The following is a 15,607-nucleotide window of genomic DNA, read 5'->3' on the forward strand; positions in this document are numbered from 1 at the left end:
CCCAGGATCAGGCCGCCTTTTCCCAGCGGCCCTCGTCCGATTGTTTCCAGTAGGCCAGGTCGGCGCCGTCCGCCTTCAGCGTCCGCCAGCGCCCGCGCGCATGGTGCAGCGCCTGCTCGTCCCGACCGTCGAAGATGATGAAGCAACGTGCGAACTCCTGCGTGGCCCCAAGCTCTGAATCATCGACGATGAACAGCGCCTGAGCGCCATTCAGATTCTCGCCCGATTCGGACAGAAGCACAGGCTGGCGCGCGGCGTGGTCGCCATCGGCCCGTCCGTGAGGCAGGAAGCTGTCGTCGCGGTAAGTCCACAACAGCTCGTCGATGTCGTCGAGCCGGTGCGAGGTCGCGCCCCGGATCAAGGCGCGCCAGCCCCGCTGAAGCGTGCGCTCCAGCAGGGTCGGCAGCACCTGGTCCAGCGTCGAGCGCTCCAGGTGGTAGAACCAGATTTCCGGCTTGGCGTCAGACACCCGGCCCTACCCTTTCAAGGACGTGTTTCAGCCTTCGTAGTGGTCGGCGACCATGCGGTCGAGCAGACGCACGCCATAGCCCACGGCGCCGTCCGGTACGGTCGGGTTCTTGGAGTCCTTCACCCAGGCGGTCGAGGCGATGTCGATGTGCGCCCACGGCGTGCCGTTGGTGAAGCGTTGCAGGAACAGGGCGGCGGTGATCGAGCCGCCGGCGCGGCCGTTGCCCATGTTCTTCACATCGGCGATCGGGCTGTCGATGTGACGCTCGTATTCGGCCGGGATCGGCAGGCGCCAGGACTTCTCGCCCACCTTCGGGCCGGCGTCGGCGATGTTGGCGGCCAGTTCGTCGCTGTTGGTGAAGACGCCCGCATATTCCAGGCCCAGCGAGATGATGATGGCGCCCGTCAGGGTGGCCAGGTCGATCATGAACTTCGGCTTGAAGCGGTCCTGCGTGTACCAGAGGGCGTCGGCCAGCACGAGGCGGCCCTCGGCGTCGGTGTTCAGCACCTCGATGGTCTGACCCGACATGGAGGTGACGACGTCGCCCGGACGCTGGGCGTTTCCGTCCGGCATGTTCTCGACCAGGCCCAGGACGCCGACGACGTTCACCTTGGCCTTGCGGCCGACCAGGGCGTGCATGAGGCCGGCCACGGCGGCGGCGCCGCCCATGTCCCACTTCATCTCTTCCATGCCGTCGGCGGGCTTCAGGCTGATGCCGCCGGTGTCGAAGCAGACGCCCTTGCCGACGAAGGCGATGGGGGCCTCGCCCGCCTTGCCGCCGTTCCACTGGATGACGGCCAGCTGGCTTTCACGCACCGAGCCCTGCCCGACGCCGAGCAGCGAGCCCATGCCCAGCTTCTTCATCTCGGCCTCGCCCAGGATCTCGACCTTGGCGCCGAGGGCCTCCAGCTCCTTCACGCGGCGCGCGAACTCGGCCGGGTACAGGATGTTGGCGGGCTCCGACACCAGATCGCGCGAGAACAGAACGGCGTCAGCCACGGCCGACAGCGGTTGGAAGGCGGCCTCGGCGGCCTTCACGTCCGAGGTCACGACGCGCACGGTCGTCACCGACGGGATCTTGTCGGCCTTCTGCTTGGTCAGGTATTTGGCGAAGCGATAGGCGGCCAGGCGCACGGCGAAACCGGCGCGGGCGGCCAGTTCCGGCGACAGGTGCGACGCCTCGATGGTCAGGACTTCGGCGCCCGACAGCTTGGTCGCCTGATAGGCGGTGGCGGCGGCGGTTTCGACCGCCAGATCGTCCAGCTTGTCCGCCGCGCCCGCGCCGACCAGCAGGACGGCGTTCGCGTCGATCCCGGCCGGAGCCGCGACGTTCAGGGTGCTGTTCGCCGCGCCGGTGAAGCGGCTGTTCTTCATCGCCTTGGCCAGGGCGCCCGATGCGGCCTGATCCAGCGCCGAACCGGCGCCCGCAAGGGCTCGTCCTTCGTGCGCCAGCACGGCGAGAATTTCGGCTGCGCCCGACGAAGCGACGAATTCGATTTTCATAAACTAACTCCAGACCGAGAAATCATGCCCCGGTGACGCTTGAATTTGCCATGGTCGCGGCGACGGTTTCGTCGGGGCGGCCGGATGTGTATTACATGGCTCGCATCGCCCTGGGCTGCAACACGTTCGCAGCCGATTATACGACCTTACCCGCCGCATGACCCTGATTCAGAGGTATCTTTTCCGCCAGATCGGCCTGCCCATCGTGGCGGCGGTCGCGGCGCTGGCCGGGATAGGCCTGCTGAGTCAGAGCCTTGACCAATTGGAGGTCATCGTCGAGCGCGGCCAAAGCGTCTGGGTCATGGTCAAATTGACCCTGCTGGCCCTGCCGCAGCTGATCGCGGTCATCCTGCCCATCGGCCTGTTCGTCGGCGCCCTGATCGCCCTGACGCGGCTGCAGCGTGAGCAGGAGCTGACCGCCGCCTACGCCGCCGGGGTCAGCCGCTGGGCCCTGATCCGGCCCGCCCTGCAGATCGCCCTGATCGTCACGGTCGTCGCCCTGCTGGTGAACGTCTTCGTCCAGCCCTGGGCCCAACGCGAGGGCCGCCGCCAGGCCTTCGCCATCCGCACCGACCTGGCCGCCCTGCTGGTCGAGGAAGGCCGCTTCGTCCAGGGCCCTGACGGCCTGACCGTCTACGTCCAGCAGATCGAGCAGAACGGCCTGATGAAGAATCTTTTCGTCTATCTCGATAACGGCAAGACGGTCACGACCTGGGACGCCGAGACCGCCCGCTTCGGCCGCGTCGACGGCCTGCCGGTGCTGACCATGCAGAACGGGTCGATGCAGCGCTATTCCTCGCGCGAGGTGCTGAACCAGCTGTCGTTCGACCAGCAGGTGTTCGACCTGTCGCCCTACGCCCAGACAAACGAAAGAATCCGCTTCAAGCCGTCGGACCTGTGGCTGACGGACCTGTTCGACCCCACCCCCGCCCTGCTTGAGACCGCCGGAACGCGCGGCGAACTGGCGGCCGAGGGGCATTCGCGCCTGGCCTCGCCCCTCTACGCCCTGGCGGCCATGGCCTTTGCGCTGGCGGCCATCCTGGGCGGCGCCTTCAGCCGGACCGGCTACACAGGGCGAATCGCCAAGGCGGCGGGCGCCTTCTTGATCCTGCGCGTTATCGGCTACGGCCTGGTCGCGGCCAGCGCCTGGAACGGCGCGCTGAACATCCTGCAATACGTCGTGCCCTTGGCCGCCACGGCCCTGGCCCTGCGCATCCTGTTCCGCGCGCTCAAACCGCGCCGTCGCCGCGCCTTGTCGCCGCTGGCCCGCGTGAAGGCGAGGACCGCATGAAGCTTCGTCTCGGGCGCATCGAACGCTATGTGCTGATCCAGCAGATGAAGTCGCTGGGCGTGGCCCTGGCCGTCATCGCCGCCCTGGTCATGTTGATCGACTTCGTCGAGGTGTCGCGCGGGCTGAACTCTTCCGGCGAGTTGTCCAGCGCGCGGATCCTCGGCCTGGTGCTGGTCAAATCCCCATCCGTCGTCATCCAGCTTCTGCCCTTCGTCTTCCTGTTCGGGACATTGGGCGCCTTCGTCAGCCTGAACCGGCGCAGCGAGTTGATCGCCATGCGGGCGGCGGGCGTCTCGGCCTGGCGCTTCGTGCTTCCGGCGGCAGGCGCAGCCGTGCTGATGGGCGCGCTCACAGTGACGGTTCTGGGCCCGATGGCCGCAGCCGGAGACGGCATCTGGCAGCGCGAACGCGGTCGGATCTCCGGTTCCGTCCCCGGAGGAGAAACCGCTGAGTCGGTCTGGCTTCGCGAAGGAGACGAGAACCGGCAGATGATCATTCGCGGCGGCCGCCAGGAACAGGCCACCGGCCGTCTGCTGGACCCGACCTTCTTCATCTACACCACGACGTCCGGGGGACGGCGCGTCTTCACGGAAAGGATCGACGCCGCCACCGCCGCCCTGAACGCCGGACGCTGGCGCCTGACCGACGCCAGGGGCGCCCAGACCGGACAGCGGGCCGTGCGCTACGCCACCCTGGATCTGCCCTCCAACCTGGCCGACAAGGAAGCCTTCCAGCGATTCGCCCGACCGCAATCCACGCCGTTCTGGTCCCTGCCCAACCAGATTCGCCGGATCGAGGACGCCGGGTTCGCCTCCACCGCCTATCGGCTGCGGCTGCAGCAACTTCTGGCCACGCCGCTGGTGTTCGGCGCCATGTCGATCCTGGCCGCCGCTTTTTCCTTGCGACTGATGCGCCTGGGCGATCTGGCGCGCATGACGGTCGCGGCCGTGGTGCTGGGCTTCGCCTTCTTCTTCCTGAACCAGTTCTCGTCGGCCATGGGGTCGGCTGAGGTGGTGCCGCCTATCATCGCCGCCTGGCTGCCGCCTGTATTGACGGCCCTCGCCGCCTTCACCTTGCTGTTCTATACCGAAGACGGCTAATCGAGCGGTTTCGCCCGCCCTCGCATGACAGTAGCCGGCAACAGAGTGGATAGTGCATGATCAACCGCCGCCTCCCCCGCATGGGAGCCCTGCGCCTTCGGTTGCTGACCGGGGCGGCGTTGGTCATAGGCGCGCCCTTGGCCGCAAGCCCGGTTTTAGCCCAGCAAGCTCAGGCCCCGTCGCAGACGTCGGCGACGCCTTCGCAGACACGCAACGCCGACGGCCTGACGCCTGAAGCCGTCTATGTCGACGCGGATGCAACCCAGCGTGAAGGCGAAGTCGTCTCCGCCCAGGGGTCAGCCGAGGATCGCGTGCTGGCGCGCTTTCAGGATCACAGCCTGCGCGCCCAGGACGTCACCTACGACCTGAAAAGCCGTATCGCCACGGCGTCCGGCGACGCCGAACTGACCGCGCCTGACGGATCGGTCGTGCACGCCGAGCGCATCGAGCTTGATTCCGACCTCAAGGCCGGCGTGGCCGTCGATCTGGCGACCCGCCTCGCCGACGGCTCCAGCCTGATGGCGGCGACCGCCGTACGGCGCTCTGAAACCGTCAGCGAGTTAAACCGGGTTATCTTCACGCCCTGTCCCGTCTGCGCGGCGGATGGCGGCAAGACGCCCAGCGTCTCCATCCAGGCCTCCAAGGCGGTCCAGAACGAAGAACTGCGCGCGATCCTGTATCGCGACGTGGTGTTCCGCGTGGGCGGGGTGCCGATCTTCTACCTGCCGGCCTTCTCTCACCCGGACCCGACCGTTGATCGCGCCTCGGGCTTCCTGGTCCCCTGGGGCGATTACCAGGCAGGTCGGGGGGTCTCGCTGGAGATTCCCTATCTGCACGTCATTTCCCCATCCGAGGACGTGCTGTTCAGCCCGCAATTCAACACCAAAGTCGCGCCGCTGCTGAACCTGCAATGGCGCAAGCGATTCGCCGACGGCATGATCGTGGCCCGCGGCGGCTATACCTATGGCCGCAGCTTCGGCGACTTTGATCTGGATGGCGACGGCGACGCCGAGAGCAACGTCCGCTTCGGCGACAAGACCAGCCGCAGCTATCTGCTGGCCCACGGCGCGTTCGATCCCGCAGGCCCCTGGCGCTGGGGCTTCACGGCCGAGCGCGTGTCGGACAAGACGCTGTTCGACCGTTACGACGTGCGCAACGCCTATCAGGACAACGGCCTTTACTATGGCGACAGCCGACGTCTGATCAGCCAGATCTACGCAGAGCGTCAGACCGAACGATCCTATCTGTCGGTCGCCGCCTTCTCCATGCAGAGCTTGCGGCTTGATCCGTCCTATGCCGACACGGATTTCCGTGACGCCGACGGCTATCTGGTGTTCGAGGACGACAACACTCTGCCGCTGGTGGCGCCTCTGATCGAGGCCCGGTGGGAACCGGACGGCCCCGTCTTCGGCGGCCGTCTGCGCCTGCGCGGCTCAGCCGTGGCGTTGACTCGCGATGCCTATGTCGGCTTCCCGACCCTGGCGCCCGAGTTGATTCCCGGCGGCCCCACCGACGGCCTGCCCGGCGTCGACAGCCGTCGCGTCACCGGCCAGGCGGAATGGCGCCGGACGATGATTTCCCCCATCGGCGTGCGTTGGGAGCCCTTCGTCGACCTGCGTACCGACTTCTACTCAGTGAGTGACCTGCCGCCCGCCATGGGCGTGGGAACCGAGACCTACACTCGCGCCCGGGCGAGCGCCGGTGTCGATATCAGCTATCCCCTGTACCGTCGTCTCAGCGCCTCGTCGGACCTGATTCTGGAGCCGATGGCCCAGATGTCGATCTCCAACAAGGCCGACCTGGATCCGCGCATTCCGAACGAGGACAGTCAGATCACGGAACTGGATCACCTGTCCCTTTTCCGCATGGACCGCTTCCCTGGTTACGATCTGCTGGAAGGCGGTCTGCGCTTTACGGCGGGCGCCCGCGCGACCTTGCGCTGGGACGATGTGCGTTCAGCCAGCTTCTTCATCGGCCGCAGCATGCGCGCCGATGACCAGGACGAATATCTGACGCCCATTCCTGACGATCCGACGCGTCTCTACGACCCCTCTGGCCTGGCCGGACGGACGTCGGACTGGGTGGTGCAAGGCACGTTCAATCCCTCGGATCGCATGCGCGGCTGGTTCCACGCCACGATCGACGGCAACGGAGAGATTCGTCGCGCCGAGGCGACGGTCGATGGCCGCTGGGGTCGTCGCAACCTGGCCAGTCTGAGCTATATCGTGGACAACTCCAACCCGCTGAACGGTCCGGAGAACCGCAACTACGAGTTTGTTCAGCTCTCGGGACACCAGTTCGTTTATGGCAACTGGGGCGTGGCGGTGACCGGCATCGCCGATCTGGAGCGAGACATCATCACTCGTTCGGAAGTCGGACTTCTGTTCGATGACGACTGCTTCCGAATCGAACTGGGCTGGCGTCGCGACAACACTCGGGTGCGCCCCACCGGCCCCACCGAGGGCGTCTATATTCGTCTTAACCTCGCCACTTTTGGAGGTTCAGGCTATGATCGCAACAATATGCGGTAGGCATGGCGTGCATTGCGGCTTACGGGGACGTGCGCCCTGGCGTGGCGGCGCTGACGGCGTCGCACATCGGGTTGGGACCGCTTTAGGGAATCAGGACTGACGATGCGTTTGAAGCGTTACTCTACGGGAGCCGCACTGGCCGCCCTGATGGTCGTTGCAGCCGTGGAGCCTTCATGGGCTCAGGCGACCTCGACACCCGCGCCTCAACAGCAAGGCGCCCAGGCGCAACCGGCCGCAGGCGCCCTGAACCCAGCGGCGGAAGAAGCGCCCCAGCGCGCGACCGCCGCGCCTCAGTTCCGCATGGCCGATGGCATCATCGCCACGGTCAATGACCGCATCATCACCGGCTTCGACCTGCGTCAGCGGATGCTGGTCGTCATGGCCATGTCGCAGATGCAGCCGACCGAAGAGAACATCGCCGCCATCCAGCAGCAGGCGCTCAACGATCTGATCGAGCAGCATCTGCAGGCCCAGGAAATCGCCAAATTCGATCAACTGAAGATCACTGACGAAGAAGTCGACCGCGAAATCGCGGACATGGCGCGCCAGACCGGCGCCAGCCCCGACGCCTTCGTCTCCTTCCTTCAGCAAGGCGGCATCGCCATTCCGGCCTTCCGCGAACAGATTCGCACCGAGGTCGGCTGGCGCGATCTGGTCGGCGGCCGTTTCCGCGACCGCGCGCGGGTCAGCAAGAGCCAGGTCGATCAGGCCATGCGTCAGCTGACGGAATCCGCCACCAAGCCCCAATATCTGGTTGGTGAGATTTATATCGAGGCTGCTCGCGTCGGCGGCATGCAGGAAGCCGTGAACGGCGCGCGCCAACTGGTGCAGCAGATGATCCAGGGCGCGCCCTTCATGGCCGTTGCCCGTCAATTCTCGGCGGCTCCTTCCGCCGCGCGTGGCGGCGACGCCGGTTGGGTGGTTCAAGGCACGGTTCAGCCTGCGCTTCAAACCGTCATGGACACGCTGGAAGTCGGCCAACTGTCGAACCCCATCCCGGTCGATGGCGGCGTCTACATCCTGTACATGCGCGACAAGCGTTCGGGCGCTTCGACCAGTATGGTCAAGATGAAGCAGATCATGGTCGAAGTGCCGGAAAATGCTGACGACGCCCGGGTAGCCGCCGCCACCCAGCGCCTGGAAGCCCTGCGCGGCCAACTGACCTGCGACAACATTCTAGAGCGCGCCCGTTCGGAAACCGGCCTGCTGGGCGCGGACCTGGGCGAAAGCGACGTCGATGACCTGGCGCCGCAGTTCCAACAGGTCGCCCGCTCTGCCGAACTCGGCTCGATCAGCACGCCCGTCCGCACCCCGCTGGGCGTCCACCTGCTGGCCGTCTGCGACCGTCGCCTGGGTGGTCCGGAAGCCCCTTCGTCGCAACAGGTCGAGGCGCGTCTGCAGAATCAGAACTACGCCATGCTGGGCCGGCGTTATCTGCGTGATCTGCGCGAAGACGCCCTGATCGAAATCAAGCAATGACGATGATCCGGCCGCTCATCGTCACGATGGGCGACCCCGCCGGGGTGGGGCCGGAAATCATCGCCCGCGCCTGGTCGGTGCTGGGCTCCGCGCCCGGCCCCTTGCCGCCGGTCGTGCCCTTCGTCGTGGTCGGCGACGCCGATGTTCTGAAGGCGCAGGGCCAGCCGGTGGAAGCCGTCATCAGCCCTGCCGATGCGGCCGGTGTCTTCGGCCGCGCCATCCCTGTCCTGCACCATCCGGCGCCCGCGCCCGTGACGGCGGGCCAGCCTGAGCCCGCCAACGCCGTCGCCGTGGCGGATTGGATCGAGCGTGGCGTCGATCTGGTGTTGTCGGGTGAAGGCTGCGGCCTTGTGACCGCCCCGATCGCCAAAGCGCCGATGTATGCATCCGGCTTCCGTTTTCCGGGCCATACCGAGTTCATCGCCGAACTGACCGCCGACGTCCCGTTCAGCGGCACGCGCGGCCCGGTGATGATGCTGACGGCGCAGAACCTGCGCGCCTGCCTCGTCACCATCCATGTGCCGATCGACCAGCTGCCCGAACTGGTGACAGGCGAGCGCGTCGCCCGCGTCGCCCGCGTCGTCCACGAATCGATGAAGCGCGATTTCGGCATCAGCGCCCCGCGCCTGGCCCTGGCCGCCCTGAACCCGCACGCGGGCGAAGGCGGCGCCATCGGCCTGCAGGAGGTGACGGTGCTGCGTCCCGCCGCCGAGGCCCTGCGCGCCGAAGGGCTGAACATCACCGATCCCCTGCCCGCCGACACCCTGTTCCACGAAGAGGCGCGCGCGCGGTATGACGCCGTGGTCTGCCTCTATCACGATCAGGCGCTGATCCCGGTGAAGACGCTGGACTTCTGGGGCGGAGTCAACGCCACCCTGGGCCTGCCCATCGTCCGCACCTCTCCCGATCACGGCACCGGCTTTGACATCGCCGGCAAGGGCGTCGCCCGCGCCGACAGCTTCATCGCCGCCGTCCGCCTGGCTTCCGAGATGGCGTCCGCCCGCGCGGCGCGCTAACAGGCCTCGTGACCGATCATCTGCCCTCCCTGCGTGAAACGCTCGACGCCCACGGCCTGTCGGCCAAAAAGAGCTTCGGCCAGCACTTCCTGCTGGACCTCAACGTCACGCGGAAGATCGTCCGCTACGCCGGGCCCTTCGACGGCCGCGCCGTCATCGAGGTCGGTCCCGGCCCCGGCGGCCTGACTCGTGCCCTGCTGGAAAGCGATGCGGGCAAGGTGGTGCTGGTCGAGAAGGATCCGCGCTTCATCCCCCTGCTGTCCGAACTGGACGACGGTTCGGGCCGCCTGACCATCGTCGAGGCCGACGCCCTGAAGGTGAAGGAAGCCGAACTGGTCGAGGGACCGGCGCATCTGGTCTCCAACCTGCCCTACAACGTCGGCACGCCGCTGCTGATCAAGTGGCTGACGGGGCCGTGGACGCCGTGCGCCCTGACCCTGATGTTCCAGAAGGAAGTCGCCGAGCGCGTGGTGGCCCAGCCGGGCGAGGACGCCTATGGCCGTCTGGCCGTCATCAGTCAGGCCGTGGCCGAGGCGCGCATCGTCATGCACCTGCCCGCCGCCGCCTTCACCCCGCCGCCCAAGGTGGCCTCAGCCGTGGTGCATCTGATACCCTTCACCGAGCGCCCCGCCCCCGACCGCCTGAAGCGGCTGGAAAGGGTCACGGCGGCCGCATTCGGCCAGCGTCGCAAGATGCTGCGCTCCAGCCTGAAACAACTTGGCGGCGCCGCCCTGTGCGAAGCCGCTGGAATCGAACCCGACGCCCGCGCCGAGACCATCGACGTGGCGGGCTTCCTCAGATTGGCCGACGCTTTGACATGACAGTAGAAATCGAACCCTTCCGCGCCATCGCCATCAGCCGCATCGCCCATGAGATGAAGGCTGAAGGTCAGTCAGTCATCCATATGGAGTTCGGCCAGCCCTCGACCGGCGCCCCCAGCCGCGCCATCGCCGAGGCGCACCGCGTGGTCGACGCCGAGGCCGGCGGCTATTGGGAAAGCCCCAACCTGCGCGCCCGCGTGGCCAAGCTGTACAAGGACCGCTACGGCGTCGTCATCGATCCCGAGCGCGTCATCATGACAGCGGGCGCCTCGCCCGCCCTGGTGGTGGCGCTGAACATGCGATTCGCCCCCGGCGACCGCGTAGCTATCGCCCGCCCCGGCTATGTCGCCTATCGCAACACGATGAAGGCCCTGCACATCGTCCCGCAGGAGATCGACTGCGGCCCCGACGTGCGCTTCCAGTTGACGGCCAAGGCCCTGCGCGAACTGGACCCCGCGCCTCAGGGCGTCATCATCGCCAGCCCCGCCAACCCGACCGGCACCGTCATCGCCGAGGATGAACTGAAGGCCATCGTCGAGGTCTGCCGCGAGCGCAACATCAGCATCATCTCGGACGAGATCTATCACGGCATCACCTACGGCCACGACACGCCCTGCATGCTGCAGTTCGACGACAAGGCCATGATCGTGAACAGCTTCTCCAAATACTGGAGCATGGCGGGCTGGCGCCTGGGCTGGCTGATCCTGCCGGAAGAAGAGGTCCAGCAGGCCCGCGCGCGTATGGGCAACATGTTCCTGACGCCGCCGACGCTCAGCCAGTTCGCCGGCCTGGCCGCCATGGATTGCGAAGAAGAGCTGGAAGCCAACATCGACGTCTATCGCGCCAACCGCGAGCTGATGCTGAAGGCCCTGCCCGCCATGGGCCTGCGCTCGATCGCCCCGCCGGACGGCGCCTTCTACATCTATGCGGACATCGGCCACCTGACCAACGACAGCATGGCCTTCTGCGAGAAGCTGGTGCGCGAGACGGGCGTGGCCACGGCGCCGGGCGTCGACTTCGATCCGGTCAACGGCCACCGCTTCATCCGCTTCAGCTTCGCCGTCTCGACGCCCGAGATCGAGGACGCCCTGGCCCGCATGAAGCCCTTCTTCGCCGCCCGCACCGAGGAAGCGCAGGAACAGCGGACAGCCTAGAAGCGTTCGACAAGCCCCGGAACCTTCGGAGCTTTCATGTCGAAATCGCGCCTCGCCGTCTCTGCCCTGCCCTTCGTCGCGGCCGTCCTCACGGCCTGCGGATCGCCTGCCGAGACGCCGAGGCCCGAACAGCCCCCGGCCGCTCAAGGCGCCGCCGCGCCCCTGACCCGACAGGCGGTCGAGGCGGCCGTATTCGAGACCGTCGTCACCCCCGTCGAGGGTCAACCCGCGCGGCCCGACGCGGCGACGGCGCGCGCCCAGATCTTGCTGGACCGCGCCAATTTCTCGCCCGGCGTGATCGACGGCCTGGGCGGCGACAACACCCGCCAGGCGATCGCCGCCTTCGAAAAGGCGGCCGGCCTGCCCCAGGACGGGGTGCTGGACGCCGAGGTCTTCCGCCGCCTGACCGCCGGCGACGACGGCCGCGTCCTGACCGACTATACGATCACCGCCGCTGACCTGGCCGGTCCCTTCATCGGCCAGGTTCCGGCCGATCTGGCCGACATGGCCAAGCTCCAGACCGTCGGCTACGCCACGCCGCTGGAGATGCTGGCCGAGAAATTCCACATGACCGAGGGCCTGCTGCAGGCGCTCAACCCCGGCATCGACTTCGGCAAGGCGGGTCAGAGCATCGTCGTCGCCGCCGTGGCCCAGACCGAGCTGACGGGTGACGTGGCCCATATCGTCGTCGACAAGGCCGAGCGGTCGGTGCGGGTCTATGACGCGGCGGACAGGCTGCTGGCCTTCTATCCGGCCACCATCGGCAGTTCGGCGCGTCCGGCGCCCTCGGGCGATCTGACCGTCGTCGGCGTCGCGCCCGAGCCCAACTACACCTACGACCCCGATCGGGTCAGCTATGATCGGGGCGACCGCAAAGTCATCGTGCCGCCGGGACCGAACAATCCGGTCGGCTCGGTATGGATCGACCTATCGCGCGACACCTACGGCATCCACGGCACGCCGGACCCGTCCAAGGTCGGCAAGACCTTCTCCAGCGGCTGCGTCCGCCTGACCAACTGGGACGCCGAGCAGTTGGCGTCCAAGGTCAAGCCGGGCGTGCGCGTGACCTTCCGCTAGCCGCCGTAAAGATCAGCCGCCGTCCGACGGGGCGCGTCCAATTGCGTCAGCGGCAACGGCGGCGGGTCCAGCGTCACGCCCAACGCCTGATAGGTCGCCGCGCTGGAGAAGCCGTAGGGCTCGGCGTCCGCATTGCTGAAGGCGTAATAGACGGCGCTGACCCGCGTCATCACGGCCGCCGCCAGACACATGGGGCAAGGGTGGCCGCTGGCGTAGAGGACCGCGCCCGACAGATCGACGCCGCCCAGCACCGGCCCCGCCTGACGCAGGGCCTCCATCTCAGCGTGAGAGCTGGGATCGTTGGTCGCCAGCATCCGGTTGACGCCGCTGGCGATCAGGACACCATCCTTGACCAGCACCGCCCCGAACGGCCGACCGCCCGCCCTGACATTCTCCAGCGCCAGATCGACGGCCTGGCCCAGCCAGCGGCGGTGTTCGGCCTCGGTCACGGGCGTCAGACCACTTCCTTCAGCAGCGCGCTCTTGTAGCCGTCGACCCACAGGTTGCGGTGACGGCGGCTGCGCTCGGCGTGATAGATGTGGGCCAGTTCGGCGTAGGACCGGTCGAAGTCCTCGTTGACCAGCACATAGTCGAAGTCGTCGCAGTGCTCGATCTCGCCCTTGGCGTTGGCGACGCGGCGCTCGATCACGTCCTCGGCGTCCTGAGAGCGCGTCACCAGACGGCGGCGAAGCTCCTCAAGGCTGGGCGGCAGGATGAAGACCCGCACGGCGTCGCCGGGGCATTTGGCGGCCACGTCGCGGGCGCCCTGCCAGTCGATATCGAACAGGACGTCACGCCCTTCGGCCAGGGCGCGTTCGACCGGAGCGGCCGGGCTGCCGTAGCGGTTGCCGTGCACATCGGCCCATTCCAGAAAGGCGTCGGCATCGACCAGGCGCTGGAATTGCTCCTTGCTGACGAAGTTGTAGTCGCGGCCGTCCACCTCGCCCGGACGGATGTCGCGGGTGGTCATGGAGACCGACAGCTCCAGCCCCTTGTGGTCGGCCATCAGGCGGCGGCACAGCGAGGTCTTTCCGGCCCCCGACGGACTGGCCACGATCAGCAGGACGCCACGGCGGGGGGTGCGGTTATTCGACATTCTGAACTTGTTCTCGAAGCTGCTCGATGACGGCCTTCAACTCCAGGCCGATTCCGGTGAGCGCGGTCGTAGCGGATTTCGAGCAGAGGGTGTTCGCCTCGCGCATGAATTCCTGCATCAGGAAGTCGAGTTTTCGACCAGCGGGGGGTTGCTGCAACAGTGCGCGGGCCGAGGCGACGTGGGCCGTCAGCCGGTCCAGCTCCTCGCGCACATCGGCCTTGGTCGCCAGGGCGGCGGCCTCAAGGAAGACGCGCTCGTCCAGGCCGGGCGCATCGGGCGCCAGTTCGCTGATGCGGCGGGTGAAGCGTTCGCGGATGGCCTCGACCTGCGCCGACGCCTCAAGCTCGGCGCGGGCGACCAGAGCCTCGATGGTCCCGACAAAGTCGTGGATCACCGGCGTCAGTTGCTCGCCCTCGCGCTGACGCGAGGCCTTCAGCGCATCCAGCGCCTGTTCGACCGTGGCAGCCATGGCCGTTTCCAGAGCGGCGCGGGCCTCGGCGTCTTCATCCTCTTCCGCCACTTCAATGACGCCGCGCAGGGCCAGCAGGCCGTCGGCCGAGGGCGGAGTCGCCCCCTCCTCCGCCAACTGGTTCGCCAGCCGCAGATAGGTCGCCAGCACAGCCTCATTGACGCGCGGCGCGGACTCGGCTCCCTCGGCGCGCTTGGCCTGCAGGCCCAGCGTCACCTGCCCCCGGTTCAGCCGCGCCTGAGCCGCCGCCTTGGCCAGCCGCTCCAGATTGTCGAAGCCATGCGGGCCGCGATAGCGCATCTCCAGCGTCCGCCCGTTGACCGAGCGCGCCTCGACCGTCCAGGTCCAGCCGTCCAGCGCCCCGTCGGCCCGGCCGAAGCCGGTCATGCCTGAAATCAACTTGTTCATCGTCCGGCCTCCGTCGGCACGCGAATGACCTTGGCGCCCGGCGGGATGGCGATGGCCGGGCCAACGGCCTCATCCGTCATCGGGGCAGGCGAGGTTTCAGGCGCGGTTTCGCCCGCCGCCAGACCGGCCTTGCGGCGCTCGATCTCGCGCCAGCGGGCCACGTTCAGCAGGTGCTCCTGATAGGTGCGGGCGAAGACGTGGCCGCCCGTACCGTCGGCGACGAAGAAGACGTATTCCGAGCGCGGCGGGTTCAGCACGGCCTTCAGCGCCTCCTCGCCCGGATTGGCGATGGGCGTCGGCGGCAGGCCGTCGATCAGATAGGTGTTCCACGGCGTCGGATTGCGCAGCTCGGACAACAGGATGCCGCGTCCCAGCGGCCGCCCCTTGGTCACGCCGTAGACGATGGTCGGATCGCTCTCCAGCCGCATTCCCAGACGCAGGCGGTTGGTGAAGACGGCCGCCACCTCGGGCCGTTCGGAGGCGATGCCCGTCTCCTTCTCGACGATGGAGGCCAGGATGACCGCCTCTTCCGGCGTCGTGACCACCGTTGCGGGCGAGCGGGCGGCCCACAGCGTCTCCAGCTTGGTTTTGGCGGCGCGCTGCATGCGGGCGACGACGGCGGCGCGGGTCTCGCCGCGCGTGACCTCATAGGTTTCGGGCCACAGGCTGCCCTCGGGCGGAACCTCGACCTCGCCGGTCAGGACCGGCTGCTTCATCAGGATGTCGACCGCCTGGGCGCTGGACCAGCCCTCGGGCAGGGTCACGTAGTGGCGCACCGCCTTGCCGTCGACCAGCAGGCTCACCACCGTCGCCAGAGAGGCGCCCGACGGCACCTCATATTCGCCCGCGCGGATCTTGCGGTCGGCGCCCGTCAGACTGATCGCCGCCCGGAACAGGTCAGTCGAGCGGATCACCCCCGCCGATTTCAGATTGGCTGCGATAGCCGGAACGCCCGCCCCGGACGGCAGGGTGACGATGGTCGCCTCCCCTTCCGCCGCCTTCGGCCCCGGTCCCCAGTAGATGGCCCAGAACGCCACCAGCGCCGCGACCAGAAACAGGCCCAGCGTCCCGGCGGCTGTGATCAGGCCGACGCCGAGGCCGGAACGCCCCGCCCCGCCCCCGCCGCCCTTTTTCGGAACGCGCGACTTGGGAATGCGAACCTTGGGGGTGCGGGGGGGCGGAGCCTTGGCCAA

At 67.6% G+C, this 15,607-nt stretch carries 14 protein-coding genes; 8 read left to right on the forward strand and 6 right to left on the reverse strand.

What is annotated here, in order from left to right; genetic code table 11:
• Positions 1 to 7: 7 nt before the first annotated feature.
• Entirely contained in the window at positions 8 to 469 is a 462-nt protein-coding gene (locus AC3A3G_RS01975) for a DNA polymerase III subunit chi (protein WP_125899776.1), read from the reverse strand.
• Between the two features lie 27 nt (positions 470 to 496).
• A complete protein-coding gene (locus tag AC3A3G_RS01980; RefSeq protein WP_200166838.1) occupies positions 497 to 1,972 on the reverse strand; it encodes a leucyl aminopeptidase in 1,476 nt (491 codons plus the stop codon).
• Between the two features lie 157 nt (positions 1,973 to 2,129).
• Here AC3A3G_RS01980 and AC3A3G_RS01985 point away from each other — a divergent pair, with 157 nt between their 5' ends.
• The 8 genes from AC3A3G_RS01985 to AC3A3G_RS02020 all read left to right on the forward strand — a co-directional run bounded on the left by AC3A3G_RS01985 (position 2,130) and on the right by AC3A3G_RS02020 (position 12,441).
• Entirely contained in the window at positions 2,130 to 3,263 is a 1,134-nt protein-coding gene (locus AC3A3G_RS01985) for an LptF/LptG family permease (protein WP_487487420.1), read from the forward strand.
• Positions 3,260 to 4,363 carry an LPS export ABC transporter permease LptG gene (gene lptG / locus AC3A3G_RS01990; RefSeq protein WP_200166834.1) on the forward strand — a complete coding sequence of 368 codons (1,104 nt, stop codon included), beginning with the start codon at positions 3,260 to 3,262 and terminating at the stop codon, positions 4,361 to 4,363. Before AC3A3G_RS01985 ends, lptG begins: the two co-directional genes overlap by 4 nt.
• Before the next feature lie 56 nt (positions 4,364 to 4,419).
• Positions 4,420 to 6,894, forward strand: a complete 2,475-nt coding sequence (locus AC3A3G_RS01995; RefSeq protein ID WP_412877810.1) for an LPS-assembly protein LptD — start codon at positions 4,420 to 4,422, stop codon at positions 6,892 to 6,894.
• Between the two features lie 102 nt (positions 6,895 to 6,996).
• A complete protein-coding gene (locus AC3A3G_RS02000; RefSeq protein WP_487487421.1) occupies positions 6,997 to 8,373 on the forward strand; it encodes a peptidylprolyl isomerase in 1,377 nt (458 codons plus the stop codon).
• Positions 8,370 to 9,389 (forward strand): 4-hydroxythreonine-4-phosphate dehydrogenase PdxA, encoded by a 1,020-nt coding sequence (pdxA, locus tag AC3A3G_RS02005; RefSeq protein WP_487487422.1) that lies wholly within the window; start codon positions 8,370 to 8,372, stop codon positions 9,387 to 9,389. Before AC3A3G_RS02000 ends, pdxA begins: the two co-directional genes overlap by 4 nt.
• An 8-nt stretch (positions 9,390 to 9,397) precedes the next feature.
• Positions 9,398 to 10,210, forward strand: a complete 813-nt coding sequence (gene rsmA, locus AC3A3G_RS02010; protein ID WP_487487423.1) for a 16S rRNA (adenine(1518)-N(6)/adenine(1519)-N(6))-dimethyltransferase RsmA — start codon at positions 9,398 to 9,400, stop codon at positions 10,208 to 10,210.
• On the forward strand, positions 10,207 to 11,364 hold the full coding sequence (locus tag AC3A3G_RS02015; RefSeq protein WP_487487424.1) for a pyridoxal phosphate-dependent aminotransferase: 1,158 nt from the start codon (positions 10,207 to 10,209) through the stop codon (positions 11,362 to 11,364). The genes rsmA and AC3A3G_RS02015 overlap by 4 nt, the downstream gene beginning before the upstream one ends.
• 36 nt (positions 11,365 to 11,400) lie before the next feature.
• Complete coding sequence (locus tag AC3A3G_RS02020; protein WP_487487425.1) at positions 11,401 to 12,441, forward strand: L,D-transpeptidase family protein; 1,041 nt, start codon at positions 11,401 to 11,403, stop codon at positions 12,439 to 12,441.
• On the opposite strand, the gene AC3A3G_RS02025 is transcribed toward AC3A3G_RS02020, so the two are convergent.
• The 4 genes from AC3A3G_RS02025 to mltG are packed head-to-tail and all read right to left on the reverse strand — an operon-like array spanning position 12,438 to position 15,607.
• Complete coding sequence (locus tag AC3A3G_RS02025; protein WP_200166823.1) at positions 12,438 to 12,890, reverse strand: nucleoside deaminase; 453 nt, start codon at positions 12,888 to 12,890, stop codon at positions 12,438 to 12,440. The genes AC3A3G_RS02020 and AC3A3G_RS02025 overlap by 4 nt on opposite strands.
• A gap of 5 nt (positions 12,891 to 12,895) precedes the next feature.
• Positions 12,896 to 13,537, reverse strand: a complete 642-nt coding sequence (gmk, locus tag AC3A3G_RS02030) for a guanylate kinase (RefSeq protein ID WP_200166821.1) — start codon at positions 13,535 to 13,537, stop codon at positions 12,896 to 12,898.
• On the reverse strand, positions 13,527 to 14,414 hold the full coding sequence (locus tag AC3A3G_RS02035) for a YicC/YloC family endoribonuclease (protein WP_487487426.1): 888 nt from the start codon (positions 14,412 to 14,414) through the stop codon (positions 13,527 to 13,529). Before AC3A3G_RS02035 ends, gmk begins: the two co-directional genes overlap by 11 nt.
• Positions 14,411 to 15,607, reverse strand: a complete 1,197-nt coding sequence (gene mltG / locus AC3A3G_RS02040) for an endolytic transglycosylase MltG (RefSeq protein ID WP_487487427.1) — start codon at positions 15,605 to 15,607, stop codon at positions 14,411 to 14,413. The genes AC3A3G_RS02035 and mltG overlap by 4 nt, the downstream gene beginning before the upstream one ends.

Source organism: Brevundimonas sp. Soil_N_31, assembly GCF_057655995.1.

Coding starts and splice junctions, on each gene's coding strand:
- AC3A3G_RS01980 (WP_200166838.1), bottom strand. CDS start 1,972: ATGAAAATCGAATTCGTCGCTTCGTCGGGCGCAGCCGAAATTCTCGCC.
- AC3A3G_RS01985 (WP_487487420.1), top strand. CDS start 2,130: ATGACCCTGATTCAGAGGTATCTTTTCCGCCAGATCGGCCTGCCCATC.
- lptG (WP_200166834.1), top strand. CDS start 3,260: ATGAAGCTTCGTCTCGGGCGCATCGAACGCTATGTGCTGATCCAGCAG.
- AC3A3G_RS01995 (WP_412877810.1), top strand. CDS start 4,420: ATGATCAACCGCCGCCTCCCCCGCATGGGAGCCCTGCGCCTTCGGTTG.
- AC3A3G_RS02000 (WP_487487421.1), top strand. CDS start 6,997: ATGCGTTTGAAGCGTTACTCTACGGGAGCCGCACTGGCCGCCCTGATG.
- pdxA (WP_487487422.1), top strand. CDS start 8,370: ATGACGATGATCCGGCCGCTCATCGTCACGATGGGCGACCCCGCCGGG.
- AC3A3G_RS02015 (WP_487487424.1), top strand. CDS start 10,207: ATGACAGTAGAAATCGAACCCTTCCGCGCCATCGCCATCAGCCGCATC.
- AC3A3G_RS02020 (WP_487487425.1), top strand. CDS start 11,401: ATGTCGAAATCGCGCCTCGCCGTCTCTGCCCTGCCCTTCGTCGCGGCC.
- gmk (WP_200166821.1), bottom strand. CDS start 13,537: ATGTCGAATAACCGCACCCCCCGCCGTGGCGTCCTGCTGATCGTGGCC.
- AC3A3G_RS02035 (WP_487487426.1), bottom strand. CDS start 14,414: ATGAACAAGTTGATTTCAGGCATGACCGGCTTCGGCCGGGCCGACGGG.